Source organism: Pseudomonas sp. FJ2-5-13 (assembly GCF_029201605.1).
In the GTDB taxonomy this organism is placed as follows: Bacteria; Pseudomonadota; Gammaproteobacteria; order Pseudomonadales; family Pseudomonadaceae; genus Aquipseudomonas; species Aquipseudomonas lactis.
This window is the reverse complement of sequence record NZ_CP104045.1, coordinates 4787531-4811881: the sequence shown is the minus strand read 5'-3', so window position 1 is coordinate 4811881 and position 24351 is coordinate 4787531. Positions and strand designations below refer to the sequence as shown.

The following is a 24351-nucleotide window of genomic DNA, read 5'->3' as shown; positions in this document are numbered from 1 at the left end:
AGGGCACCCGATGATTTAAGCCAGGCCATAACAACAAGGAGGCCCCCGTGAGCGTAATCAGTAAATCCATTCTCCTCGTCGACGACGACCAGGAAATCCGCGAATTGCTGCAAACCTACCTCAGTCGCGCCGGCTTTCAGGTCCGTGGCGTGTCCGATGGCGCGGGGTTCCGCCAGGCGATGAACGAGGCACCGTGCGACCTGGTCATCCTCGATGTGATGTTGCCAGACGAAGACGGCTTCAGCCTGTGCCGCTGGATCCGCCAGCACCCGCGCCAGGCGCAGGTGCCGATCATCATGCTCACCGCCAGTTCCGACGAAGCCGACCGCGTGATCGGCCTGGAGCTGGGCGCCGATGACTATATCGGCAAGCCGTTCAGCCCCCGCGAGCTGCAGGCGCGCATCAAGGCACTGCTGCGCCGCTGCCAATTCGGCCAGGAGCGCAGCAGTGGCGGCGATGTGTGGGTGTTCGATGAATGGCGCCTGGATATGATCAGCCACCGCTTGTTTCATGTGGACGGCGAAGAGGTGATCCTCTCCGGTGCCGACTTTGCCTTGCTCAAGTTGTTTCTCGACCACCCGCAGCAGATTCTCGACCGTGACACCATCGGCAACGCCACCCGTGGCCGTGACCTGATGCCCTTGGACCGTATCGTCGACATGGCCGTCAGCCGCCTGCGCCAGCGCCTGCGCGACACCGAGAAACCCCCGCGGCTGATCCGCACCGTGCGTGGCAGCGGCTATCAACTGGCAGCCAGCGTGGTTGCCGGCAATGCCCACTGAACCGCTGAGCGAACGTCGCCGCCGCTTCCCGGTACCCCGCTCGCTGCTGGGGCGCATGTTATTGCTGACCTTGCTGGCGGTGTTGTTCGCCCAGGCGCTGTCCAGCGTGATCTGGGTGTCGCAATTGCGCGCTACCCAGCTTGAGGGCCTGGTGACCAGCGCCCGCAGCCTCGCGCATTCAATGACCGCCAGCGTGAGTTACTTCCGGTCGCTGCCGGTGGCCTATCGCCCGTTAGTACTGGACCAATTGCGCAGCATGGGCGGCACGCGTTTTGTAGTGACCCTCAACGATCGCCCGCTGGACATGCAGATACTGCCCGAAACCCCGCGCAAGCAAGCGGTACTGGTGGCGGTGGATGAAGTGCTGCGCCAGACCCTGGGCGCCGACGTGCATATCTCGGTAGAGTTCGTCAGCGCCGAAGACCTGCGCATCTTCAATGCCGGCCTGAAGCTCGACGAACTGCCACGCTCCTGGGCCCATTACGCGCTAACCCTGGAGCCGGTGAACCCGCCGGTGCTGGTCACCCAGATTCAACTGGCGCCCGGCGAATGGCTGTACATCGCCTCGCTGTTGCCCGAGCCCTACACCAGCCTGGAAGAACAAGGCCTGCCGTCCCAGCAGGTGTGGTTTATCGTGCTCACCAGCGGTTTTCTGCTGCTGTTCATCGGCCTGCTGGTGCACTGGCAAAGCCGGCCGCTCAAGCGCCTGGCACGAGCGGCGCGGGACATGTCCCTGGGCGCCGATGTGGAGCCGGTGGCGGAAGGCGGCGGCAGTGAAGTGGTGGAAGTGGGCCGTGCATTCAATGCCATGCGTGAACGCATCAGCCGTTACCTGACCGAGCGCAGCCAGCTGTTCAGCGCGATTTCCCATGACCTGCGCACACCCATCACCCGCCTGCGCCTGCGCGTGGAATTGCTGGAAGACGAGAACCTGCAAAACAAATTCGGCCGTGACCTGGATGAGCTGGAATTGCTGGTCAAGGGCGCGCTGCAATGCGTGAAAGACACCGACATCCACGAAAACATCCAGCCGGTGGACCTCAACCACGTCCTCGAATGCCTGGTGGAGCCGTACCTGGCACCCCATGGCAATGGCCGAGTGACCCTCGATGGGGCGGCGCTGTCAGCCTACCCAGGCAAGCCGCTGGCGCTCAAGCGTTGCATCGGCAACCTGATCGACAACGCGCTCAAGTACGGGCAGAACGCGCATTTGCATATCGAGGACGATGGCGTGCAGTTCATCCTGCACGTGGATGATGAAGGCCCAGGCGTGCCGCAGCAGCGACTGGAGCAAGTGTTTGAACCGCACTTTCGCCTGGCCGGCCAGCAGCAGGGTTACGGGTTGGGGTTGGGGATTGCGCGCAACATTGCCCACAGCCATGGGGGCGAAGTAAGTTTGCAGAACCTGCGTGAAGGCGGCCTGCGCGTCACCTTGCAGCTCCCCCGCGGATTAGACTGAATATACGCAGACCTACTGTGGGAGCTGGCTTGCCTGCGATAGCCATAGGTATCTACACAACTTTGCAGCCTGTAGCAGCCGACGGTAACCACGATGCGAAGCGAGCCGCTCTTGATCTTGATCTGCTTTTGATCTCAGGCGGCCCCCCAAATCACTGGCGGATTACGGGCACACCGAGCCTAGGCGAGGTGCCGAGTGGTGGGGCAAGAGCGTTTTGCTTACTTTTGCGCTTTTCAAAAGTGAGCCGCCGTCAGGGCGGAACCCTAAGTAGCCGTTACCGCAGCAATGGATATATACCCAATCCAACTGTGTCGCCTGCCAGGCCGCCTTCGCGAGCAAGCCCGCTCCCACAGTTGGATCGTGGGGCATCAGGTAGATAAGTGTCGGCTGCCAGGCCGCCATCGCAGGCAAGCCAGCTCCCACATTTTGCTACGCACGCATCAGATGCTTTGGCGCAACCGGGCCAAGTCGCGCAGCGGCGGCGCACCAAACAACCGGCTGTACTCCCGGCTGAACTGCGACGGGCTTTCATACCCCACCCGATACCCCGCCGCCGAAGCCTCCAGCCCTTCGGCGATCATCAGCCGCCGCGCTTCCTGCAAGCGCAGTTGCTTCTGGTATTGCAGCGGGCTCATGGCGGTGATCGCTTTGAACCGGTGGTGCAAGGTCGAGACGCTCAGGTTCACTTCCTTGGCCAGGTCGTCGATACGCAGCGGCTGTTCGTAGTTGCCATTCAACCAGGTGATTGCCTGGCTCACCCGATGGCTCTGGCTGTTAGCCACAGCAATTTCATACAGGCGATAACCCTGCGGGCCACGCAGCAAACGGTAGAGGATTTCACGGTTGATCAGCGGCGCGAGCATCGCGATGTCTTTAGGCGTGTCCAGCAAGCGGGTCAGGCGCAGCACCGCATCGAGCAGTGCGTGATCAATGCGGTCGACGTACATGCCTCGCGAGGTCGGGCGTGAGGGCACGCCCATTGGCCCGGCCTCTGCGATCAGCGCGGTGAGCTGCGCCGGGTCGATGTTGATGCGCACCGAGAGGTTCGGGTCCTCGGCGGTGGCGTCGATGATGCGGCCGGCCACCGGCATTGCCACCGAGAACACCAGGTAGTTGAGCGGGTCGTAGGCAAAGATCTCGTCGGCCAGGCGCACTTCCTTGCTGCCACTGGCGAGGATGCACAGCGCAGGTTCCACCAACACCGGCATGAAATCCCGGGGCGCGTTGTGGCGGTTCAAGTACAGCGAGGTGATCGCCGTGCCGTAGGAGCCGTCCTCCCAGGTATGGCGGTGCACGATACTGGCCAGCTCGGCGCGTTGTTTCTCCATCTCGGCATCAAGGGGAACGGGCTTGGATTCGGGCGACGGCATGGGGTGTCCTCTACACGCGGCTTTGATGGGCTCAGCTTAGCGGCGGCTGTTCAAATAGTGTTACGTCGATTCTGCAGCATCCTTGCCTGATCCTGCGAGATAGCGTGAATCAGGCAAGTGCGCAGCCTGTCATCTGCCTGAAACATGGGCTCTGGGCCTGGAATAAATCCTGGGGTCGGACGTCCTCCCTACGCTTCTCGCAGGATTGTGCAATAAGCCTGCAGGAATTGACTAACCGCGCTTACCGCCGCGCCGCTATCTTTGATCCTGTGGCAACACGCCCTCATTGTGCTTGCCGAGCATCACTTCTCAACGGGAGAGTCGAACATGTCCACCCCCATTCCCGCGAGCCATATGGCCTTTATCCGTGCCCGTAGCGGGTGCAGCACCGAACTCGGTGCACGCTTGAGCAGTTTGATTGAACCGGGTCGCCAGGCCCAGGGTTGCCTGCAATTCTCGTTGCAGCACTCCCAGGTCGACCCCGATGTGTGGCTGGTGTCCGGGTTCTGGAGCAGCGAGCAGGCCATGAGCGCCTACTTCAGCTCTCCGGCCCTGATGATCTTCACCGAGCTGTTGAACGACATGGTCGTGCGCAGTATGGACTTCCAGACTTTTACCGACGCATCGGCCGCACAGGCGTACGGCGAGTACCTGCAACTGGCCGGTTAGCGGTTAGAATGGCCGACTTTCCATTGGCCAGGACCTGCAACATGGCACGTAAACAATTTGCCCACCACGAAGCCGTTTCCGCCGTAGTACCGGGCGAAGGTGGCTACAGCGCCGCCGTCGCCGTCAAGGCACTGGATGGCATGGGCGCACCCAGGTTTCACAAGATCCTTGATGGGCAGACGTTCAAGACGGCTTCGGATGCTGATGATGCGGCGACGCTGCAACTTGAGCGTCTGGTCGATGTGGATGCAGAAGGCCAACTGACCTGGGCTCCCGCCGCACTGTAGGAGCGCGCTTGCTCGCGAAAAACTCAAGAGCACCGCGTTCAGCCTGGTGCCCCGCGTTATCGTTGACGATCTTCGCGAGCAAGCTCGCTCCTACAGGGGCTATTGAGGTCTGTACATCTTGAACAGCGCTTCCGGCCCCAGCTGGAAATAATCCGCCGGGCCACCCCCACGCAAAATCGGCTCGGCGGCAGCGGTGTCGTAGATCCCATCCTTGAGCAACCACTTGGCGATGTGCACCGCAACCACCTCGCCCAGCACCAGCCAGCTTGGCACCAACTGTTGGTCGGCACGTTGCAGTTGGATGATCTGCGTCACCTTGCACTCGAACGACACCGGGCTCTCGCCCACCCGTGGTACGCCGACGATTTTCGAAGCCACTGGCGTTAAGCCGGAGAGTTCGAATTCATTCACCTCGGGCGATACCGGCGCGCAGCTCTGGTTCATCTGCTCGGCCAGCGGGCGGGTGGCCAGGTTCCAGACGAACTCGCCGGTCTGTTCGATATTGTTCAGGCTGTCTTTGCGCCCGACACTGGAAAACCCAATGATCGGCGGAATGTAGTTGAACGCATTGAAGAAGCTGTAGGGCGCCAGATTCAGGCGGCCTTCGCGGTCGTGGGAGGAGATCCAGCCAATCGGGCGTGGGCCGACGATGGCATTGAACGGGTCGTGAGGCAGGCCGTGGCCGTTGGCGGGTTCGTAAAAGTGGATATCGTCAGGCATGGCCGGGGTTCCTGCTACGCGGTTTGAGAGACCGTCATAGTGCAATTCATGGCGGTGAATTTCCACGGTGCCCATGGATTTTTCATACATAGGCCACCTATTTTTCACAGCTTTCCCTTCAGTCTGCGCCCAAGGTCAATACCCCCTATAAGACTGAGCCTTGGAGCCATCTACTGCATGAACAAACTTCCTCAGATCACCTTGGCGTTCTGGGTCATGAAAATCTGCGCAACCACCTTGGGCGAAACCGCCGGGGATTTGCTGTCGATGACCTTGAACGTTGGTTACGCCATCAGCTCCATGATCCTCATCAGCGTGTTCCTGGTGACCCTGGTGACGCAACTCTGGTCGAAAACCTACAACCCGGTGCTGTACTGGATCGTGATTTTGTCCACCAGCACGGCGGGTACCACGATGTCCGACTTCATGGACCGCACGCTGGGGCTGGGCTACGCCACAGGGTCGATGATCCTGATCGTGATCTTGATGATCATCTTTGCGGTGTGGCACCTCAGTGGTGACTCGCTGAATGTAAACAAGGTGCAGACCTTCCGGGGCGAGCTGTTTTACTGGATGGCGATCCTGTTTTCCAACACCTTGGGCACCGCATTGGGCGATTTTCTCGCGGACGATTCGGGGTTGGGCTTCGCCGGTGGCGCATTGCTGATCGGTTCGACCATCGCCGCGGTGGTGGCGCTCAAGTACTTCACGCGCATCTCGTCGGTGCTGTTGTTCTGGGTGGCGTTTGTACTGACACGGCCGTTTGGCGCGACCTTGGGGGACTTCCTGACCAAACCCCATGAAAAGGGCGGCCTGGATTTTGGCACCGTCGGTTCATCGGCGGTGTTGGCGGCGGTGCTGCTGGTGATGATTGTCGGCGCGTCGTATGCACAGCGGCGTTATGGACGGAGTGAGGCCGCAGAGTTGTCCTAAGACTAAATGTGGGAGCGGGCTTGCCCGCGATTGCGGTGGGTCAGTTGATACAACTTTGACTGATCCTCCGCTATCGCGGGCAAGCCCGCTCCCACATTTTTTTAGTCCGTGGTGATTCGAGAGTGCTTACGCGTGTCCTTCATGGTCACGTACACCATCAACGACACCGCGATACACGCCGTCACGTACCAGTAGTAACCGGTTTCCATACCGATGCTCTTGAACCACAGCGCGATGTATTCAGCGGTGCCGCCGAAGATCGACACGGTCAGGGCATACGGCAGGCCCACGCCCAGCGCACGGATTTCGGTCGGGAACAGCTCGGCCTTCACCACGGCGTTGATCGAGGTGTAGCCGCTGACGATGATCAGCGCTGCCATGATCAGGAAGAACGCGCCCCACCAGCTTTGGATGGTGTGCAGGGTGGTGAGGATCGGCACGGTGAACAGGGTGCCAAGCACGCCGAAGGCGATCAGGATCGGGCGGCGGCCGATTTTATCCGACAGCCCGCCGATGATCGGTTGCAGGCACATGAACAGAAACAGCGTCGCCGCCGAGATGGTGGTGGAGTCGGAGATGCTCATGCCGACGGTGTTCACCAGGTATTTCTGCATGTAGGTGGTGTAGGTGTAGAACGCCAGGGTGCCGCCCATGGTCAGGCCGACCACGGTCAGCAGTTCCTTGGGGTGGCGCATCAAGGTGCGCATTGCGCTTTCCTTGGCTTTTTCTTTCTTGGTGAACGACTCGGTTTCTTCCATGCCACGACGCAGGTATAGCGCGACCACTGCACACAAGGCACCGATGGCGAACGGGATACGCCAGCCCCAGGCGTACAACTGCTCGGTGGTGAGCACCTGTTGCAGCACAATCAGCACCGCCAGCGCGATGAGCTGGCCGGAGATCAGGGTCACGTACTGGAAGCTGGAGTAGAAACCGCGACGTTCCTTGGTGGCCATCTCACTCAGGTAAGTGGCAGAGGTACCGTATTCGCCGCCGACCGACAGGCCCTGCAGCAGGCGGGCAAACACCAGCAGGATCGGCGCACCGATACCAATGATTTCATAGCCGGGGCTCAGGGCAATCAGCAGCGAGCCGAAGCACATCAGGTACACCGAGGCCATCAAGGCTTTTTTACGCCCCACTTTGTCGGCGTACAGGCCCATCAGCCAGCCACCGATCGGGCGCATCAGGAAGCCTACGGCGAAGATCGCGGCGGTGTTGAGCAGTTGGGCAGTGGTGTCGCCTTTGGGGAAGAAGGCTTTGGCGAAGTACAGCGAGAAGGCGGCGTAGACGTACCAGTCGTACCATTCGACCATGTTGCCGACCGATCCGCTGAAGATCGACTTGATGCGGCTGGAGGTGGTGCGCTCCTGCGCTTTGACGGCCGTCGATCCCAGAGGCACGGTGTTGGAGTTATCCATTGAAGGATCCTTCATCTAGTTGTTTTTATGGAGCGGCGCGTGCGCAGCCTGTTGGGGCTATAGCAGGAGCTGTGCCAGGTAGAGGAAGGCCCGGAATAGAAGGGTTGCGGGATTTTATTGAGCGGAAATTCGCTGATGGTTTTGGGGTGATGAGCGGAAATCCGCTTATGGCTAATGGCCTCTTCGCGAGCAAGCCCGCTCCCACAGGTTGAAATGCATTTCAAATGTGGGAGCGGGCTTGCTCGCGAAGACGTCCTTACAATCGATACAGAAGCGGGATCAGAGAAACATCTCCCTCACCAACCCATGCCGCTGCATCTTCTCATTGAAGGTACGGCGCGGCAGTTGCAACTCGGCCAGCACCGCCTTGATATCGCCCTTATGACGCGTCAACGCGGCCTTCAGGCAGTGTGCCTCGAACGCCTCCTGTTGTGCCGCCAACGACTGCCCGGCTTCGATCCCTTGCGGTTCCGGCTCGTCCAGCCCCAGCACCTGGCGCTCGGCGACGTTGGCCAGTTCGCGCACATTGCCCGGCCAGTCATGGCTGAGCAGGCGCCCCAGCTGTGGCCCACTCAAGGGCTCGACCTGGCGGCCCAGACGCTCGGCGGCGCTTTGCGCAAAATGCTCGTACAACAGCGGAATATCTTCGCGACGTTCACGCAAGGGCGGCAGGCGCAGTTGGGCGACGTTGAGCCGATAGGCCAAGTCTTCGCGAAAGCGCCCGGCACGGGCTTCTTCCAGCAGGTCGGGCTTGGTGGCGGCGATGATGCGCAGGTCCACATGGATACTCTGGTTGGAGCCCAGCCGCTCCAGCTTCTGCTCTTGCAACACACGCAGCAATTTCACCTGTTGGGCCAGGGGCATGCTTTCTATTTCATCCAGAAACAAGGTGCCGCCGTGGGCATATTCCAGCTTGCCGATACGTTTGCCCTGGGCGCCGGTGAAGGCGCCGCTTTCATGCCCGAACAGCTCGGCTTCGAACAACTGCTCGGGGATCGCCGCGCAATTGAGGGCCACGAAGGGCTTCTTGGCGCGTGGGCCGAAGTCATGCAGGCAGCGGGCGACCAGCTCCTTACCGCTGCCGGTCTCGCCACGAATCAGCACATTGACCGGTAAACTCGCCAGGTCCAGCACTTGGCGGCGCAAACTTTGCAGGCCCTTGGACACGCCCAGCAGGCTGGACTCCAACTGCGCGCGATGATCGGCTTGTTGATGCAGGCGGCGGTTTTCCAGGATCAGGCCGCGCTTGTCCAGCGCCCGGCGCAGGCTGTTGAGCAAGGCGTCGGGGCTGAAGGGTTTTTCCAGGAAGTCGTAGGCCCCGTCGCGCATGGCTTCGACGGCCATCGGCACGTCGCCATGACCGGTGAGCAAAATCACCGGCAAATCGGCATCGCGGCGCTGCACCTCGGCCAACAACTCAATACCGCTGAGCCCCGGCATGCGCACGTCACTCAGAATCACCCCGGCAAAGTCCTTGGGCAGTTGCGCCAGGCACTCTTCGGCGCGACTGAACAACTGCACGTCAAACCCCGACAGGCTCAGCCATTGCTCGACGGCCGTGCGAATACTCGCTTCGTCATCGACCACAATCACCGCGTTCAACATAGGTCTGGCGTCTCCAGGACGATAGGCAGGGTCAAGGTGAAGATTGCGCCATCGCCACGGTTAGCGGCACTCAGGCGGCCGCCCAGTTCATGCACGATAGCGTAGGACACCGCCAGCCCCAAGCCGAGCCCGTCGCCCACCGGCTTGGTGGTGAAAAATGGGTCGAACACACTGCCCAAGTGTTCTTCGGCAATCCCGCCGCCGCTGTCGCAGACGCTCAACTGCCACAGCTGCTGATCGGCGTGCAGGCGGATTTCCAGGCGCTTGCGCGGTTTGTCGGCCATGGCGTCCAGAGCGTTGCGCAACAGGTTGATCAGCACCTGTTCGAGGCGGATCGCGTCGCCACGTACCCAGGCCGGGCGTGTGAGGTCCAGCACCACACCGATGGCTTCGTCACGCAGGCGCGCATCGAGCAGGTGCAAGGATTGGTCGACCACCGTCGCCAGGTCCAGCTTTTCGCGCAGGCCACTGGGGCTCTTGCGCGCGAACGTCTTGAGGTGGCCGGTGAGCGCGGCCATGCGCGTGAGCATGTCATCCAATGGCGTGAGAGCCTTGTAGGCATCGTCCACGCGACCATGGTCGAGCAACAGCCGCAGCGTCGCCAGTTGCATGCGCTGGGCGGTCAGTGGTTGGTTGATTTCATGGGCGAGGGCGGCCGACATCTGCCCCAGTGCTGCCAGCTTGGCCGACTGCACCAGGCCATCCTGGGCGGTGCGCAACGCCTGGGTGCGTTCTTCGACCAATTGCTCCAGTTCTTCACGGCTGCGCTGGCGCAAGCGGGCCAGGCGCCAGCGCTGGCTGAGGAACAGCACCAGAAACACCAGTGCCAGCCACGAACCCGCAGCGGCAAGGCCCGCGTTACGTTGGTCTTCAAAGGCAAACTGGGGTTTGCGCAACAGGTGCAGGGTCCAGCCTTCGCGCTTGAGCGGCAGCGACTCCCAGATGTAATTGGCGTTGCCGTCGGGGCCGTTGACGCGGATCAAGTGGCTGTTTTCGTCAAAGCGTTGCAGGGGCTGGGTGTCCAGTGGCTGCAGTTGCTTCTTGTCGTATTGGCGGGTGGCCTTGAGTTCAGCCAGGTCATTTTCAGACAACGGCCGCAGGTTGCGATAACGCCAGCCCGGCTGGTTGGCGATAAACACGATGCCCCGCGCATCGCTGACCAACAGCAGGTCATTGCCCTGGGCCCATTCGCGTTCCAGCTCGGGGAACTCGAGCTTGACCACCATGGCGCCGAGGAATTGCTCGTGCTCATCCACGACCGCACTGGAAAGAAAGTAGCCCGGAATGCCCGTGGTCACCCCCACCGCATAAAAGCGCCCGGTGCCCTGGCTCAGGGTCTGGCTGAAATACGGCCTGAACGCGTAATTGTGGCCGACATAACTGCTGGGCAGGTTCCAGTTGCTGGCGGCCACGGCCAGGCCGGTGCGGTCCATCAGTTCCAGCGTCGAAGACTGCGCGGCGCCGTTGATACGCTCCAGCTTGCGGTTGAGCCGGTCTTGCGTGGCGGCGTCCAGCGGGCCCTTCAAGGCGCTGATCATTTCCGAGTCCAGCGCCAGCACGGCGGGCAGGGCACGGTAGCGTTCGATCAGGGTGTGCAGCGAGTTGGCGTACAGCGCGAGCTGCTGATTGGCACGGGCGGCGTCGTCCACCAGGGCCTGGCGTTCGGCATGGCGCGTGGCCAAGGCGGCGGCCAGCACCGCACCGGCGATGATCAACAGGGAGTAGAAGGTCAGGCGCAGGGGGCGAGGGATCACGATCATACGATGATGAACAGGCACGGTAAGGGGCGAGCACCATAGCATGGGCGCCACATATCTTGTGGCCAAGGAGCTTGCGTGGGAGCTGGCTTGCCTGCAATGACGGCCTGCCAGCCGACGGCTATCTACCTGACACCCCACGATCCCAATGTGGGAGCGGGCTTGCTCGCGAAGGCGGCTTGGCAGTCAACGCAGTTGGGTTGTGTACATATCCATTGCTGCGGTAACGGCCGCTTAGGGTTCCGCTCTGACAGCGGCTCACTTTTGAAAAGCGCAAAAGTAAGCAAAACGCTCTTGCCCCACCACTCGGCACCTCGCTTGGGCTCGGTGTGCCCGAACGCAGGCTTGAATCCGTGGGCCGCCGCCACGCGCCATCCATGGCGCGGGGCGGCTAACCCGGCGTCCTGCCGGGTTACCCACGAATTCAAGCCTGCGTTCGGCCAGCGTGGTTTAACGGGGCGCCTGAGATCAAGATCACAAGCAGATCAAGATCAAGAGCGGCTCGCTTCGCATCGTGGGTAGGGCATAAAAAAGGCGACTGGGCCATGGGGCCGCAGTCGCCTTTATGCTTGGGGAGAAAGTGCTTACTGCACTTCTACCGCCAGGCTGTCACTGATCTTTTTCTGCCAGATGGCAGGACCGGTGATGTGGACGGACTCACCTTTGCTGTCCACGGCAACGGTGACCGGCATGTCTTTGACGTCGAACTCGTAGATGGCTTCCATGCCGAGTTCGGCGAAGGCAACCACGCGCGACTTCTTGATGGCTTGGGCCACCAGGTAAGCGGCGCCGCCCACGGCCATCAGGTACACGGCCTTGTGGTCCTTGATCGCTTCGATGGCGGTCGGGCCGCGCTCGGATTTGCCGATCATGCCCAGCAGGCCGGTTTGCTCGAGGATCTGGCGGGTGAACTTGTCCATCCGCGTCGCGGTGGTCGGGCCCGCTGGGCCAACCACTTCTTCGCGCACCGGATCAACCGGGCCGACGTAGTAGATAAAGCGGCCCTTGAGGTCCACCGGCAAGGTTTCGCCCTTGTTCAGCATCTCGACCATGCGCTTGTGCGCCGCGTCGCGACCGGTGAGCATCTTGCCGTTGAGCAGTACGGTTTCGCCCGGCTTCCAGCTCTGCACTTCTTCCGGGGTCAGGGTGTCGAGGTTGACGCGGCGGGCCGATGGGCCGGCTTCCCAGACGATTTCCGGGTAGGCGTCCAGCGGTGGCGCTTCCAGCGACGCCGGGCCCGAGCCGTCGAGCACGAAGTGCGCGTGACGGGTGGCGGCGCAGTTGGGGATCATGCACACCGGCAGGGAAGCGGCGTGGGTCGGGTAGTCCATGATCTTCACGTCGAGCACGGTGGTCAGGCCACCCAGGCCCTGGGCACCGATGCCCAGTTGGTTGACCTTCTCGAACAGCTCCAGGCGCATTTCTTCGATACGGTTCTGCGGGCCGCGCTTTTTCAGCTCGTGGATGTCGATGGACTCCATCAACACTTCCTTGGCCATTACCGCGGCTTTCTCGGCGGTGCCGCCGATGCCGATGCCGAGCATGCCCGGTGGGCACCAGCCGGCGCCCATGGTCGGAACGGTCTTGAGCACCCAGTCGACGATCGAGTCGGACGGGTTGAGCATGGCCATTTTCGACTTGTTCTCGGAACCGCCACCCTTGGCCGCCACGTCCACTTCCACGGTGTTACCCGGGACGATGGAGTAGTGGATGACCGCTGGGGTGTTGTCCTTGGTGTTCTTGCGAGCACCGGCCGGGTCGGCGAGGATCGAGGCGCGCAGGACGTTTTCCGGCAGGTTGTAGGCGCGACGCACGCCTTCGTTGATCATGTCGTCCAGGCCCATGGTGGCGCCGTCCCAACGCACGTCCATACCCACGCGCACGAACACGGTGACGATACCGGTGTCCTGGCAGATCGGGCGGTGGCCGGTGGCACACATGCGCGAGTTGATCAGGATCTGGGCGATGGAGTCACGGGCTGCCGGCGATTCTTCGCGCAGGTAGGCTTCGTGCATGGCCTGGATGAAGTCAACGGGGTGGTAGTAGGAAATGAATTGCAGGGCGTCGGCAACGCTCTGAATCAGGTCGTCTTGCTTGATCACGGTCATGAGTCGCGCTCCTCTATAAGGGAACATTCAATAAAGATGGCGTCAGTGTTGCATCGGTCGGCTGACGCCATCTTTCCAAGGCACGCCAGAATGGTGCAGGCGCGACGCTAAAAAGGCGCGGCAGTATAACCCGGCACGGTGGCCGATACACCCGACTATGGTCAAACTCTGAGGAGTGTGAACACAGGCCAATGTGGGAGCGGGCTTGCTCGCGAAGGCGGTGTACGCTTCGACGTAGGTGGTTGCTGATACTCTGCCCTCGCGAGCAAGCCCGCTCCCACCAAACGCTACCCGCATTATGGATTAGCCTTTTGCAATGATTGAGTCCTTATATGCCTGAACTGTACGTCGGCGAACGCCACTGGTCGGTCACCTCCGGCAGCAACCTGCTGGATGCCTTGAATCAGGCGGGCGTGGCCGTGGCCTTCAGTTGCCGGGCCGGCAGTTGCCATGCGTGCCTGGTGCGTTGCGAGGGTGAGGTTGACGACCAGCAGCCCGACGCCCTGAGCCCGACGCAGCGCCAGCAAGGTTGGCGCCTGGCGTGCCAGTGCCGGGTGAGTGCAAACCTGAAGGTCGAAGCGTTTGACCCTCAGCGCGATGGCCTGCCCGCCCAGGTGGTGGGCGTCGATTGGCTGAGTTCGACGGTACTGCGTCTGCGCCTGCAACCGGAACGTGCCCTGCGGTACAGCGCCGGGCAGCATCTGGTGCTGTGGGCGGGGCAGGTGGCACGTCCGTATTCCCTGGCGAGCTTGCCCCAGGAAGAGCCGTACCTGGAGTTTCATATCGAGTGCCGCCAGCCTGGTGCATTCAGCGATGCCGCGCGACAGTTCAAGGTCGGTGAGCCTCTACGGCTGGGCGAACTGCGGGGTGGAGCGCTGCACTATGATCCTGACTGGCAATCGCGGCCATTGTGGCTGCTGGCTTCCGGTACCGGCCTGGGCCCCTTGTGGGGCGTGTTGCGCGAGGCTCTGCGCCAGGATCATCAAGGCGAGATTCGCGTGATTCACCTGGCCCATGAGGCCGAGGCTCATTATCTGGCCGAACCTCTGACGGCGCTTGCCGCGCAGCATGGGAACCTGACCGTGGAGCTATGGACTACAGCGCAGTTGCAGTCGGCATTGGCACAACTACGGCTTGTTTCCCGGCACACCCTGGCCTTGCTCTGCGGACACCCGACCAGCGTCGAGGCCTTTTCCAAGCGCTTGTTCCTGGCAGGGCTGCCGCGTAATCAACGGCTGGCGGATGTGTTTCTGTCCCGCCCTTCCACTTTATGAAAAGCCAGCTCCCACAGTAGGCCGAATTGTCTGACTAGACACGGACACTGTGGGAGCTGGCTTGCCTGCGAAGGCGGCCTAACAGTCAACACAGTTGGACCGGGTACATATCCGTTGTTTAGGTAACGGCCACTTAGGGTTCCGCCCTGACGGCGGCTCACTTTTGAACAGCGCAAAAGTAAGCAAAACGCTCTTGCCCCACCACTCGGCACCTCGCTTGGGCTCGGTGTGCCCGTAATCCGCCAGTGATTTGGGGGGGCCGCCGCCACGCGCCATCCATGGCGCGGGGCGGCTAAACCGGCATCCCTGCCGGTTTACCCCCCAAATCCCTGTCGAATTCCGGCCAGCGTGGTTTAACGGGGCGCCTGAGATCAAGATCACAAGCAGATCAAGATCACAGGCAGAGCAAGAGCAAGAGCGGCTCGCTTCGCATCGTGGTTAGCGTTGAGTGCTGCAGGGTTGTGTAGATATCTATGCTGCGATGAGGCCCTGAAGTTCAACACATTGGCCTGCATTGAAATGCAAAAAGCCCCGCCATTCACATGGCGGGGCTTTTGTTTTTCAGCCTGTCACTCAGACCTGCGGGTCGCCTACATGCAGGATCTTCATGCCATTGGTGCCACCGGTGGTGTGGTAGCTGTCGCCCTTGGTCAGGATGACCCAGTCGCCTTTTTCCACGACGCCGCGTTTAACCAGCTCGTCGATCGCCTTCTGGCTGACTTCGTTCGGCGCCAGTGACGCCGGGTCGAACGGGATGGTGTACACGCCACGGAACATGGCCGCGCGGGCCTGGGCTTCGCGGTGTGGGGTGAACGCGTAGATCGGCACCGAGGAGCGGATGCGCGACATGATCAACGGCGTGTAGCCACTTTCGGTCAAGGCGATGATCGCCTTGACACCCGGGAAGTGGTTGGCGGTGTACATGGCAGCCAGGGCGATGCTCTGGTCGCAGCTTTCGAAGACCTTGCCGATGCGGTGGCTGGAGGTCTTGCTGGTCGGGTGCTTTTCGGCACCGACGCAGATACGCGCCATGGCCTGCACGGCCTCCAGCGGGTACGGGCCAGCGGCACTTTCAGCCGAGAGCATCACGGCGTCGGTGTAGTCGAGCACGGCGTTGGCCACGTCGGACACTTCGGCACGGGTCGGCATCGGGTTCTGGATCATCGACTCCATCATCTGGGTCGCAACGATCACCGCTTTGTTGTGACGGCGTGCGTGCAGGATGATCTTCTTCTGGATACCGATCAGCTCGGCGTCACCGATTTCCACGCCCAGGTCGCCACGGGCAACCATCACGGCATCGGAAGCCTTGATCAGGCCGTCGAGGGTTTCATCGTCTGCCACGGCTTCGGCGCGCTCGATCTTCGCCACCAGCCAGGCGGTACCGCCGGCTTCGTCGCGCAGCTTACGAGCGTATTCCATGTCGGCGGCGTCGCGCGGGAAGGACACGGCGAGGTAGTCCACTTCCATTTCGGCGGCGAGCTTGATGTCGGCCTTGTCTTTTTCAGTCAGGGCCGGCGCCGTCAGGCCACCACCGCGACGGTTGATGCCTTTGTGGTCGGACAGCGGGCCGCCGATGATCACGGTGCAGTTCAGTTCGGTCGGCGTGGCGGTGTCGACGCGCATCACCACACGGCCGTCGTCCAGCAGCAGTTCGTCACCGACGCCGCAGTCCTTGACCAGGTCCGGGTAGTCGATGCCCACCACGTCCTGGGTGCCTTCGGTCAGCGGGTGGCTGGTGGAGAAGGTGAATTTGTCACCAATCTTCAGCTCGATCCGCTTGTTGGTGAATTTGGCGATACGGATTTTCGGGCCTTGCAGGTCGCCCAAGAGTGCAACGAAGCGGCCATGCTTGGCGGCGAGGTCACGCACCAGCTTGGCGCGAGCCTTGTGCTCGTCCGGGGTGCCGTGGGAGAAGTTCAGACGGGCGACGTCCAAACCAGCCAGAATCAGCTGTTCGAGGACTTCCGGCGAGTTACTGGCCGGGCCAAGGGTGGCGACGATTTTGGTACGACGGACGGACATGCACGGACTCCTGAGTTCAAGCGCTGGGGAAGGCTACTATGCTCTTTCGTTGTAGTCATTGTTCGTTTGCACTACTTATCGACGATTGGCTTGTTTTGGCTGCGGTTGAATGGGCAAACGCCTTGAAGATTTTCGACCTGGGGTCGATACACTGCACAAGACAGGAGAACCCCATGCGAATTTTGCTCGTTGCTGCCCTGGCCGTCAGTGTTGTCGGCTGTACCCGCTGGTCGATGGACCACCATTTGAACAACGCTTACCGCGCCTATGGGGTCGGTGATTGCCAGCGTGTCACCCTGGAGTTGTCCCAGGTCGATCGCGAGAGCCGTACCCGCCGCTACGTGCAACCGGAGGTTTCGATGTTGCGCGGGCAGTGCCTGGAACGCCAGAAACTGTTTGTCGATGCCGCACAGACCTATCAGTTCATCATCGGCCACTACCCGTCGAGCGAGTACGCCTATCGAGCCCGCGCGCGGCTCGATACCTTGCAACAATTGGGGCATCTGCCGGCTGCAGGCCTGGCAAAACCACGGCCTGCGTCGCTGTGAGGGTATTTGTCGCTTCAGAGCTGGCCGGTCGCCAGTCTTGCGCTATTCTTTGAATGTCTGTTTGTGCAGTTTCCCATTCGAACGGATGCAAGGCCCGGATTCGGCAGCTGTTTGGTGACAAGCGGTACCTGTTGTCACACCGAGATCCAGGGAGAGCGAGCGATTGCTTGTTCCGAATCACTGGCACGGCCAGATTTTTGGCTATTGGATGGCGACTTCACCATGTTTACCGAACGACGGATCGAACGGCATCAACTGCCGTATTTTTTGCAGGTGTTCAATCGTATTACTGACAAGCCAATTGGCTTTCTTGGAAATGTGTCTGAAAACGGTCTGATGCTGATCAGCTCGTTACCCATGATGACCGAGGTGGATTTCGAGCTGCGCTTGAAAGTGCCGGTGGCTCAAGGCGAGTTCAAGGCGATTGACCTCACGGCAACCTGCTTGTGGAGCCACGAAGATGTCACCCCGCAGCATTACGACTCGGGGTTCCGCGTGCTTCAGGCGCCCGAAGAATACGGACACCTGATCAACGCGCTGTTGCAGTACTTCAGCTTTTATCCTTTGCAGGCCTCTGTCTGAATTATGCGTGGGGTCGTGGCTGTTTCCTGGTCATGACCCTGCGCAGTCATCCTCAGAATACCCCGGCCTTTTTCCATTCCAGATAGCGCGTGACCAGCCCGGCACCCAGCGCCGATGGCAAGGTATCCAGCACCGAGAGTCCATGGGCACTCAAGCGATCATGGCGTTGGTTGCGGGTATTGAGGTAATCGACCGTGCCGCAGTAAGCCAGCGCTTCGGGCAATGTTTGCACAGGGGCCTGGCGTAGTTGGTCGAGGACCTCCTCCCGTAGACTGGCCACCAGTACCCGGTGATGCCTACCGATACGCTGGACGGCGGCCATCAAGGCTTCATCCTCCTCATCCCGCAGGTTGGTAACGATGATCACCAGTGCCCGGCGTTTTTGCCGCGCCAGCAACTGGCTGGCGGCCATTTGGTAGTCGGCGGTTTTTCGCGTGGTCTGCAGGTCGTAGACCGCATTGAGCAACAGATTCAATTGGCCACTGCCCTTGACCGGCTTCAGGTAGCGCGGCGGGTCGCTGGCGAACGTGCACAGCCCTACGGCATCGCCCTGGCGCAAGGCGACGTAGCTCAGCAGCAGGCATGCGTTGAGGGCGTGATCGAAATGGGACAGCTCATCATCCTGGCTGCGCATGTGCTGGCCGCAGTCGAGCATGAACACGATTTGCTGGTCGCGCTCATCCTGATATTCCCGGGCAATGGGCGTTCGTTGGCGGGCGGTGGCTTTCCAGTCGATCTGACGCAGGCTGTCGCCTTCACGAAACTCGCGCAGCTGGTGAAACTCCAGGCCCAATCCTCGCCGCTGATGTTGGCGCACGCCCAGTTGGCTCAGCCAGTTATCCACACCCCGCAACTGCGCGCCGTATAAGCGCGCGAAATCCGGGTAAACGCGGGTGGCATCGTGGGTGTCGACCCAGCGTCGTGCCGACCACAGCCCCAATGGGCTGGGCAGCAGCAGCTCGCAGCGACTGAAGTGGAAGTGCCCGCGCCGCAAGGGGCGCACGCGATAGCCCAGCTCAGCACGTTCACCGGGGCGTAGTTGAATGGATTGAGGCAGACTATCCACCGCCAGGCCATCGGGCACGTGATCGAACACCTGCACGGTCAGTGGCTGTGGATAGTCGTGCTCCAGGCACAGGCGTATTTCTTCCCAGCGCCCCAGCGCCAGGCTGCCAGGCAATGTTCTGTACACGCGGGCCGAAGGGCGGCGACGCAAGCGTGCAGCATCCAGCATCGCCAGCAGCAACAGGGCCAGCAGCAGGCCCCAGGCTACCGAATGCAAGGTGGCGGGCACTTTGAACTGCAACGCTGCCGAGGTGCCCAGCAAGATGTTCAAGCCGAGCAGAACGCCCAGCCAGGTCAGCAGCAGACGAGTCGGTTTCATGGCCGCGTCATTGCCTTGGTGCTGCAATCTGGTCGAGTAACTGCTGGAGCACCTGGTCGACTTCAAGGCCGTCGATGTCCAGTTCGGGTGCGATGCGTACCCGGTGACGCAGTACTGCCAGGGCGCAGCCCTTGATGTCATCGGGGGTGACGAATTCGCCACCGCGCAACAGCGCACGGGCACGGGCGCCGCGTACCAGGGCAATGGAGGCCCTGGGGCCGGCACCGATGGCCAGCCCCGGCCAACTGCGCGTGGCACGGGCCAGGCGCACGGCGTAGTCGAGCACCTGTTCATCCAGTGGCAGGTCACTGGCAATTTGCTGCATCGCTACTACGTCCTCGGCTTGCAGCACCGTACGCAACGGCTGTACCTCCAGCATGTCGGCCTTGGACGAGCGCGTCACTTCGCGGACCATATCCAGCTCTTTTAGAGCATCTGGGTAGTCCATTCGCACCTTGAGCATGAACCGGTCCAGCTCGGCCTCGGGCAGTGGGTAGGTGCCTTCCTGCTCGATGGGGTTCTGGGTCGCCAGCACCATGAAGGGTTGGCCGATGGGTAATGCCTCACCCTCAAGGGTCACTTGGCGTTCCTGCATGGCTTCGAGAAGCGCTGCCTGGGTTTTGGCCGGTGCACGGTTGATCTCGTCGGCCAGCAGCAGGTGGGTGAATAACGGCCCCTTGCGCAGTTTGAACTGTTCGGTCTGCAAGTCGTACACGGCGTGGCCGGTGACATCGCTGGGCATCAGGTCCGGGGTAAACTGGATACGGGCAAAATCACCGCCAAAGCAGCGGGCCAGGGCGCGTACCAGCAAGGTCTTGCCCAGGCCGGGCACGCCTTCCAGCAGAACGTGGCCGCCTGCGATCAGAGCGGTGAGCACGTCGTCAATCACAAGGTCCTGGCCAATCACGGCCTTGCGCAATTCCACGCGCAGCGCCTGGGCCTGCTGGCTGGCATGCTGAAGGTTCTCGGCGGTCAGGGCGGTGGCCAGTGGAGAGTCGCTCATAAGGCATTCCTGAGGGTTTGCAGGCTCGCCACCTGTCGGCTGAAGTCGGCGCTGGAAAGCCGCTTCAGCGCAACAGGCTCTAACGCCTGGCTGATGATATGAGGGGGTTGTCGCGTAAGGTGCTCCAGCACTTGGCGTTGCCCTGGCGCATCGAGGTGTTCAAACCCAGGATGGCGTCGCCGGGCTGCACGCAGAATGTCGTGTTGCAAGGCTTGCAACAACGTGCCCTGGCCGCTGCGGCGCAACAGGAAATCCGCGCTGGCCTTCAAGTGTTCCTGCAACTGGCGACGAGCCTTGGGCGCCGGTGCCTGGACCGGGCCGTGGCGCATGCCTGCTTGCCACAGCCCCAGGGCAACCAGCGCAATCAGGGCGACGAGGGCCTGGGGGAAATAACGGAGCAACAGGGTAAACAGATCGTCCGTGTCGCTGTTGAACAGCAAGGTGACGTCAGTGCCCTGGTTCAGATACCACAGCAACCAGGCGTTATCATGTTTGCCGATATCCGCGGTTTTCCACAGGTCGCTGTCGGTGATCACCGTGACGCGGCCTTGCCCCAGGTCAAGTTGCATCAGGTGGCTGGACTTGGCGCTGTTGGCGGAAAACTGCGCCAGGTGCTTGGGGTCGGTGAGGTTGAAGTCGGTGTCAAAACTGAAATAGGCCGGTGCCGTTTCGTTGTCGACATACAGCTTGGTCAGGTCCGGCTTGGTTTTTTTACGCGGTGGCGCGGGTTCGTCGAAGGTGTCGCTCAAGGTTTGGCGCACAGTGAGGCGATCAAGCAGCAAGTCACCGCTAGTGCCGGTTTCTTCATCCCATAATGCCTCGGCGACCAAGAGCAGGTGGCCGCCGGCTTTTGCCCAGCCCAGCAGTTGTTCGACCTGGCGTGGGGTCATGCTGCTGCGCTCCCCCAGCAGCAACAGGCTATGGCCTTTGGCGGGCAGTTCGGCGAGTCGTTCAAGGCCATTGGCATGCGCCACCACCACGCCTTGCTGGCGCAAAAAGTGCTCGGCGGCCAGGTAAGGGTTGGCGCGTGCCTCTGGTGACGGGCCGCGATTTACCACTTCCTCGTAGGGAATTACCTTGTGCCAGGCATATAGGCCGCCCGCACCCAACAGGCACGCCAGTAGCAGCGCTACCCACCATAACGCCCGGTTCATTGGCTCGCTCCGTCACTGAAAAGAGCACGCCAGTCGCTGCACAGTTTTTGTTGGGCTGAAGAGGGCGGTAGGCGGTGACCATAGGCCAGGTTTTGCCAGTGGCGTGTCAGTTCGTCGCTGAACGCCAGTAACTGCGGTTGTTGCAAATGATGAATACGCTCCAATACCTGCCCCTCGGTATCGGCGCTTGTCAGTGGCAGGTCGAACTCATGCAACAGCCGGCTGAGCAAACCGCGATACAGCAGGCCAAGAGCTTCCCGGGGCTGGGTGGGCCATAGTTGCTCGGCGGTACTGGCGATATCTTCGGGCAATGTCTCGGTGCCCAGCTCTAGCCCGAACAACTGAGCGGGAACGGGCGAGGGAGCGGCCGTGCGAGTGGGCCCAAGGCGGCTGACGAAGGTGCGCAACCATTCACGGTAACGCCAGCACACCAGGGCCAGGCCGCCAATCACAAGGCTCCAGAGCAGTATTTCCAAGATTTTGGCGACGTATTTGAAGGTGTCGCTGTTGAAGTTGTCGAGCAGTGCCTGGAGCCAACCAGGTAATTTGCCGTCGCCCTTGGCCGTGTTTTTAACCGGCGCTTTTTCCTCACCAAACCGATAGCGTGTGACGGTTTCCGGGTTCTTGAAGGGGGGCTTTTCCAGCAATGCCTGGATGGATTGGCTGGCGGCCTGGGTGCTGAGGGGCTTATGGGCTGTAGCTTCATCTGCCATGGCGGGTGGGCTGACGTGTAGCAGCGCCAAGCCGACGACCAGCAACAACAGCGGTGCGACGTTGCTCAGGCGCTGGCGCAGGCGACGGAATACCAGCTCCAGGTCCCAGGCCTCCAGCACCGTGCGGCGGTTCAGGTACAGGCTGAAGCCACAGGCGACATAGATAGGTTCCCAGAACACCAGAACCAAGGCATAGAAGGCATTGCTCAGGTGCTCCAGCCAAAGCACGTCCGAGCCTGACGCCAATATCAGTCGTTGCCAGTCCCAGTCCAGTTCGATCTGTTGCGGTATGAAGAGATAGAACAGGGCCATGGCGCCAAACCACAGGCCGATTTCCAGGTGCACGCCGATCGTTGTCAGCCAGCGTGCGGCGCCAGCGTTTCGTTGCAACAACACCCCAAGGCGTCGTTGACGTGCGTCACCGTCCAAGCCTTCCAGTTGGCTGACGGGTAGGGTGAAGCTGCGGCTCATGCTCAGCCGCCGCCAGGTCAGGCTGGCGAACAGCTGCCCTTTGAGCAACTGCGGCCAATGGCGAACGGCCTGTTTGAGGCTGGGGGGCTCACCAAACAGGGCCTTGGACAGAATGTACAACGGTAAGCGGTCGAAGGCCGGCTTGAGCCACCAGAACAGGAACATGGCCACAGACGGGTAATTCCAGAGCAGCACTGTCAACAGGCTGAATACCGGCAGGCTCACCAGCGCCCAACTGCCCATCAGCAGGGCGCGGTGTTCCCTGGCCATCAGCACCCCCAGGTCCATGGCTTCCCAGGAAGTGCGCGGGCGAATCACCACGCTGGCGTCAGTCAGGCGCATGGCGACTCCGCCCGGCCAGGGTCAGGTAAGCGGCCACCAGCAGCCAGAGCGCGACGCCTACTGCGTATTTGATCCAGGGCTCAATGCGGGTGGTTGAGGACCAGTAGGCTTCGATAAAGGCTGCGATCAACAGGAAGACCATGACACCGCAAAGCATCCGTACGCTTTTGCGCGCGGCCAGGCGCAGGGCCTCTCTGCGCGCCAAGCGCCCGGGGGCGACCAATGACCAGCCCAGTTGCAAGCCTGCGGCACCGGCCAGTGTGATGGCGGTCAACTCGAATGCGCCGTGACCAATGACAAACGACCAGAAGGTCTGGCCATAGCCGATATCGGTAAGGTGCCCGGAGACCGCACCTATGACCAGACCGTTGAAAATCAGGAAGAACACACTGCCCAGGCCGAATAACAGGCCGGCGGCAAAGGTCTGGAAGGCGATGCCGATGTTGTGCATCACGTAATAGCCAAACATCATCCAGTCTTCGCTGGAGGCACGTTCGGCCGCGCGGCCCAAGCGGCTGGCGTCGGGGTTGTACATGCCCTGCATCTCGGCCACTTGCTGGGGGCTGATGATGCTGTAGACAAGGTCCGGGAACAGGTACACCAGCAGGGCTATCCCCACCAGGCTGCCAAAGAACAGCAGGCCGGCGATCAGCACAAAGCGCCACTGTTCGCGTACCAGGCGCGGGAAGCCGGCCAGAAGAAACGCCAGTATGTTCGCCGTCAGTTGGCTGCGATGGCGATACAGTTGTTGATGGCCGCGCAGCGCCAGTTGTTGCAACGGGTCGACCAGGTAACTGCTGTAGCCGCGTTGCTGAGCCAGGGCCAGGTGTTGGCACAGGCGTCGATATTGATGCGGGAAGTCGGCAACGTCGGCGGCCTTGGCTTTACCTTGCTCCAGTTGCGTCAACTGCTCCGCGAAGGTTTGCCATTGGTGCTGGTGGCGGCTTTCAAAAAGGCTCTGTTTCATGTCGGCCCCAACAAACCACGGGCTACACCGTTGAGTTGCTCCACGGCGCGCGGCGCAGACACTTGCAGGGGCCCTGCGAGGATGGCGGCCAGTTCATGCACTCGTTCGGCCGAGAGCTCGGCCTGGCGTTCGGCGAAACCGAGGATGGCTCGCTGTTCGCTCAACTCCAGGGCGAAGGGCAGGCGCAGGGCGGGTGCTTGAGGGATGCTTGGGCGTGCCAGCGGCAGTTCGCGGTACACCACCAGCGTACCGGCCGCCAGGTCGCCGAGCCGCTTGAAGTGCGGATGCTGCAGGCAACTGATCGCGCCGAGGAAATAACCGAAGGGCAGCATGTCGACAAAACGCAGCAGGTTGCGGATCAGCGATGCCGACCAGCCGATGGGCGTGCCGTCATCTTGCACCACGCGCAGGCCCATGACCTGTTTGCCCGGCGAGCAGCCCTGGTTGAGCACTTCGAACAACACCATGTACCACCAGCTCACCAGGAACAGCAGCAGCGAACCCAGCCCGACCCCTACATTGCCGAGCAACGCCAGCGGCACCAGCAGGATACCCATGATGATCCCGCGCACGCCCAGGTCGAATGCAAAGGCCAATGCCCGGGAGGGCAGGCCAGCAGGGCGCAGGGGCAGGTCGATGCCCTCCGGCGTTTCTATCTGATAATGGGTATCCAAAGGCGTTGATGGCATTGCGATCCTTGGCAGTGCGAGGCGACTTAGAGACACGGATGCTAGCAGTGTCGAGGATGGAAGCAACCACCCGAGGTTTTTCTGGATA

21 protein-coding genes and 1 pseudogene are annotated in these 24351 nt (G+C 61.4%); 8 read left to right on the top strand and 14 right to left on the bottom strand.

What is annotated here, in order from left to right; translation table 11 throughout:
- Nucleotides 1–47 precede the first annotated feature (47 nt).
- Both N2A98_RS21235 and N2A98_RS21230 read left to right on the top strand, forming a co-directional pair.
- Nucleotides 48–782, top strand: a complete 735-nt coding sequence (locus tag N2A98_RS21235; RefSeq protein WP_003193918.1) for a response regulator transcription factor — start codon at nucleotides 48–50, stop codon at nucleotides 780–782.
- On the top strand, nucleotides 772–2241 hold the full coding sequence (locus N2A98_RS21230) for an ATP-binding protein (RefSeq protein WP_275622608.1): 1470 nt from the start codon (nucleotides 772–774) through the stop codon (nucleotides 2239–2241). Before N2A98_RS21235 ends, N2A98_RS21230 begins: the two co-directional genes overlap by 11 nt.
- Before the next feature lie 440 nt (nucleotides 2242–2681).
- Here the strand turns inward: N2A98_RS21230 and N2A98_RS21225 are convergent, their stop codons facing one another.
- Entirely contained in the window at nucleotides 2682–3611 is a 930-nt protein-coding gene (locus tag N2A98_RS21225) for an AraC family transcriptional regulator (RefSeq protein ID WP_003193916.1), read from the bottom strand.
- Nucleotides 3612–3938: 327 nt separating this feature from the next.
- Here N2A98_RS21225 and N2A98_RS21220 point away from each other — a divergent pair, with 327 nt between their 5' ends.
- Nucleotides 3939–4280 (top strand): antibiotic biosynthesis monooxygenase family protein, encoded by a 342-nt coding sequence (locus N2A98_RS21220; RefSeq protein ID WP_044268011.1) that lies wholly within the window; start codon nucleotides 3939–3941, stop codon nucleotides 4278–4280.
- A 41-nt stretch (nucleotides 4281–4321) separates the two neighbouring features.
- The gene (locus N2A98_RS21215) at nucleotides 4322–4567 is read left to right on the top strand and encodes a hypothetical protein (protein WP_044268008.1); all 246 of its coding nucleotides are present in this window, start codon (nucleotides 4322–4324) and stop codon (nucleotides 4565–4567) included.
- Here the strand turns inward: N2A98_RS21215 and N2A98_RS21210 are convergent.
- Together N2A98_RS21210 and N2A98_RS21205 are read right to left on the bottom strand one after the other, a co-directional pair.
- Nucleotides 4560–4649: pseudogene (locus tag N2A98_RS21210) on the bottom strand (outer membrane lipoprotein carrier protein LolA); the annotation flags it as partial. The gene N2A98_RS21215 and the pseudogene N2A98_RS21210 sit on opposite strands and share 8 nt — an antisense overlap.
- Before the next feature lie 17 nt (nucleotides 4650–4666).
- Entirely contained in the window at nucleotides 4667–5287 is a 621-nt protein-coding gene (locus N2A98_RS21205) for a flavin reductase family protein (RefSeq protein ID WP_044268006.1), read from the bottom strand.
- Between the two features lie 177 nt (nucleotides 5288–5464).
- On the opposite strand from N2A98_RS21205, the gene N2A98_RS21200 reads away from it, so the two are divergent.
- Complete coding sequence (locus N2A98_RS21200) at nucleotides 5465–6220, top strand: membrane protein (RefSeq protein WP_032895467.1); 756 nt, start codon at nucleotides 5465–5467, stop codon at nucleotides 6218–6220.
- 101 nt (nucleotides 6221–6321) lie between these two features.
- Here the strand turns inward: N2A98_RS21200 and N2A98_RS21195 are convergent, their stop codons facing one another.
- The 4 genes from N2A98_RS21195 to N2A98_RS21180 form a co-directional block, all read right to left on the bottom strand.
- Nucleotides 6322–7641 carry an MFS transporter gene (locus tag N2A98_RS21195; RefSeq protein WP_275622607.1) on the bottom strand — a complete coding sequence of 440 codons (1320 nt, stop codon included), beginning with the start codon at nucleotides 7639–7641 and terminating at the stop codon, nucleotides 6322–6324.
- A gap of 279 nt (nucleotides 7642–7920) precedes the next feature.
- Nucleotides 7921–9246, bottom strand: a complete 1326-nt coding sequence (locus tag N2A98_RS21190) for a sigma-54 dependent transcriptional regulator (RefSeq protein ID WP_275622606.1) — start codon at nucleotides 9244–9246, stop codon at nucleotides 7921–7923.
- Nucleotides 9240–11006 (bottom strand): ATP-binding protein, encoded by a 1767-nt coding sequence (locus N2A98_RS21185; protein ID WP_047711683.1) that lies wholly within the window; start codon nucleotides 11004–11006, stop codon nucleotides 9240–9242. Before N2A98_RS21185 ends, N2A98_RS21190 begins: the two co-directional genes overlap by 7 nt.
- 581 nt (nucleotides 11007–11587) lie before the next feature.
- Nucleotides 11588–13111 (bottom strand): fumarate hydratase, encoded by a 1524-nt coding sequence (locus tag N2A98_RS21180; RefSeq protein WP_003193907.1) that lies wholly within the window; start codon nucleotides 13109–13111, stop codon nucleotides 11588–11590.
- Between the two features lie 332 nt (nucleotides 13112–13443).
- Here N2A98_RS21180 and N2A98_RS21175 point away from each other — a divergent pair, with 332 nt between their 5' ends.
- Nucleotides 13444–14385: an iron-sulfur-binding ferredoxin reductase gene (locus N2A98_RS21175; RefSeq protein ID WP_275622605.1), complete on the top strand. Its 942-nt coding sequence runs from the start codon at nucleotides 13444–13446 to the stop codon at nucleotides 14383–14385.
- A 573-nt stretch (nucleotides 14386–14958) separates the two neighbouring features.
- On the opposite strand, the gene pyk is transcribed toward N2A98_RS21175, so the two are convergent.
- Nucleotides 14959–16410 (bottom strand): pyruvate kinase, encoded by a 1452-nt coding sequence (pyk, locus tag N2A98_RS21170; protein ID WP_003193904.1) that lies wholly within the window; start codon nucleotides 16408–16410, stop codon nucleotides 14959–14961.
- Nucleotides 16411–16583: 173 nt separating this feature from the next.
- Here pyk and N2A98_RS21165 point away from each other — a divergent pair, with 173 nt between their 5' ends.
- Together N2A98_RS21165 and N2A98_RS21160 are read left to right on the top strand one after the other, a co-directional pair.
- Nucleotides 16584–16958 (top strand): hypothetical protein, encoded by a 375-nt coding sequence (locus tag N2A98_RS21165; protein WP_003193903.1) that lies wholly within the window; start codon nucleotides 16584–16586, stop codon nucleotides 16956–16958.
- Between the two features lie 222 nt (nucleotides 16959–17180).
- Nucleotides 17181–17540, top strand: a complete 360-nt coding sequence (locus N2A98_RS21160) for a PilZ domain-containing protein (RefSeq protein ID WP_044267885.1) — start codon at nucleotides 17181–17183, stop codon at nucleotides 17538–17540.
- Between the two features lie 52 nt (nucleotides 17541–17592).
- Here the strand turns inward: N2A98_RS21160 and N2A98_RS21155 are convergent, their stop codons facing one another.
- From N2A98_RS21155 to N2A98_RS21130, 6 genes are read right to left on the bottom strand one after another with little or no spacing between them, the layout of a single operon-like run.
- Nucleotides 17593–18924, bottom strand: coding sequence for a DUF58 domain-containing protein (locus N2A98_RS21155; protein WP_275622604.1), 1332 nt, complete (start codon nucleotides 18922–18924; stop codon nucleotides 17593–17595).
- A 7-nt stretch (nucleotides 18925–18931) separates the two neighbouring features.
- On the bottom strand, nucleotides 18932–19927 hold the full coding sequence (locus tag N2A98_RS21150) for a MoxR family ATPase (protein ID WP_275622603.1): 996 nt from the start codon (nucleotides 19925–19927) through the stop codon (nucleotides 18932–18934).
- Complete coding sequence (locus tag N2A98_RS21145) at nucleotides 19924–21081, bottom strand: DUF4350 domain-containing protein (RefSeq protein WP_275622602.1); 1158 nt, start codon at nucleotides 21079–21081, stop codon at nucleotides 19924–19926. Before N2A98_RS21145 ends, N2A98_RS21150 begins: the two co-directional genes overlap by 4 nt.
- Complete coding sequence (locus N2A98_RS21140) at nucleotides 21078–22607, bottom strand: DUF4129 domain-containing protein (RefSeq protein WP_275622601.1); 1530 nt, start codon at nucleotides 22605–22607, stop codon at nucleotides 21078–21080. The genes N2A98_RS21145 and N2A98_RS21140 overlap by 4 nt, the downstream gene beginning before the upstream one ends.
- Nucleotides 22594–23574 carry a stage II sporulation protein M gene (locus tag N2A98_RS21135; protein WP_047711679.1) on the bottom strand — a complete coding sequence of 327 codons (981 nt, stop codon included), beginning with the start codon at nucleotides 23572–23574 and terminating at the stop codon, nucleotides 22594–22596. The genes N2A98_RS21140 and N2A98_RS21135 overlap by 14 nt, the downstream gene beginning before the upstream one ends.
- Complete coding sequence (locus N2A98_RS21130) at nucleotides 23571–24263, bottom strand: RDD family protein (RefSeq protein WP_044267870.1); 693 nt, start codon at nucleotides 24261–24263, stop codon at nucleotides 23571–23573. Before N2A98_RS21130 ends, N2A98_RS21135 begins: the two co-directional genes overlap by 4 nt.
- Nucleotides 24264–24351: the final 88 nt, after the last annotated feature.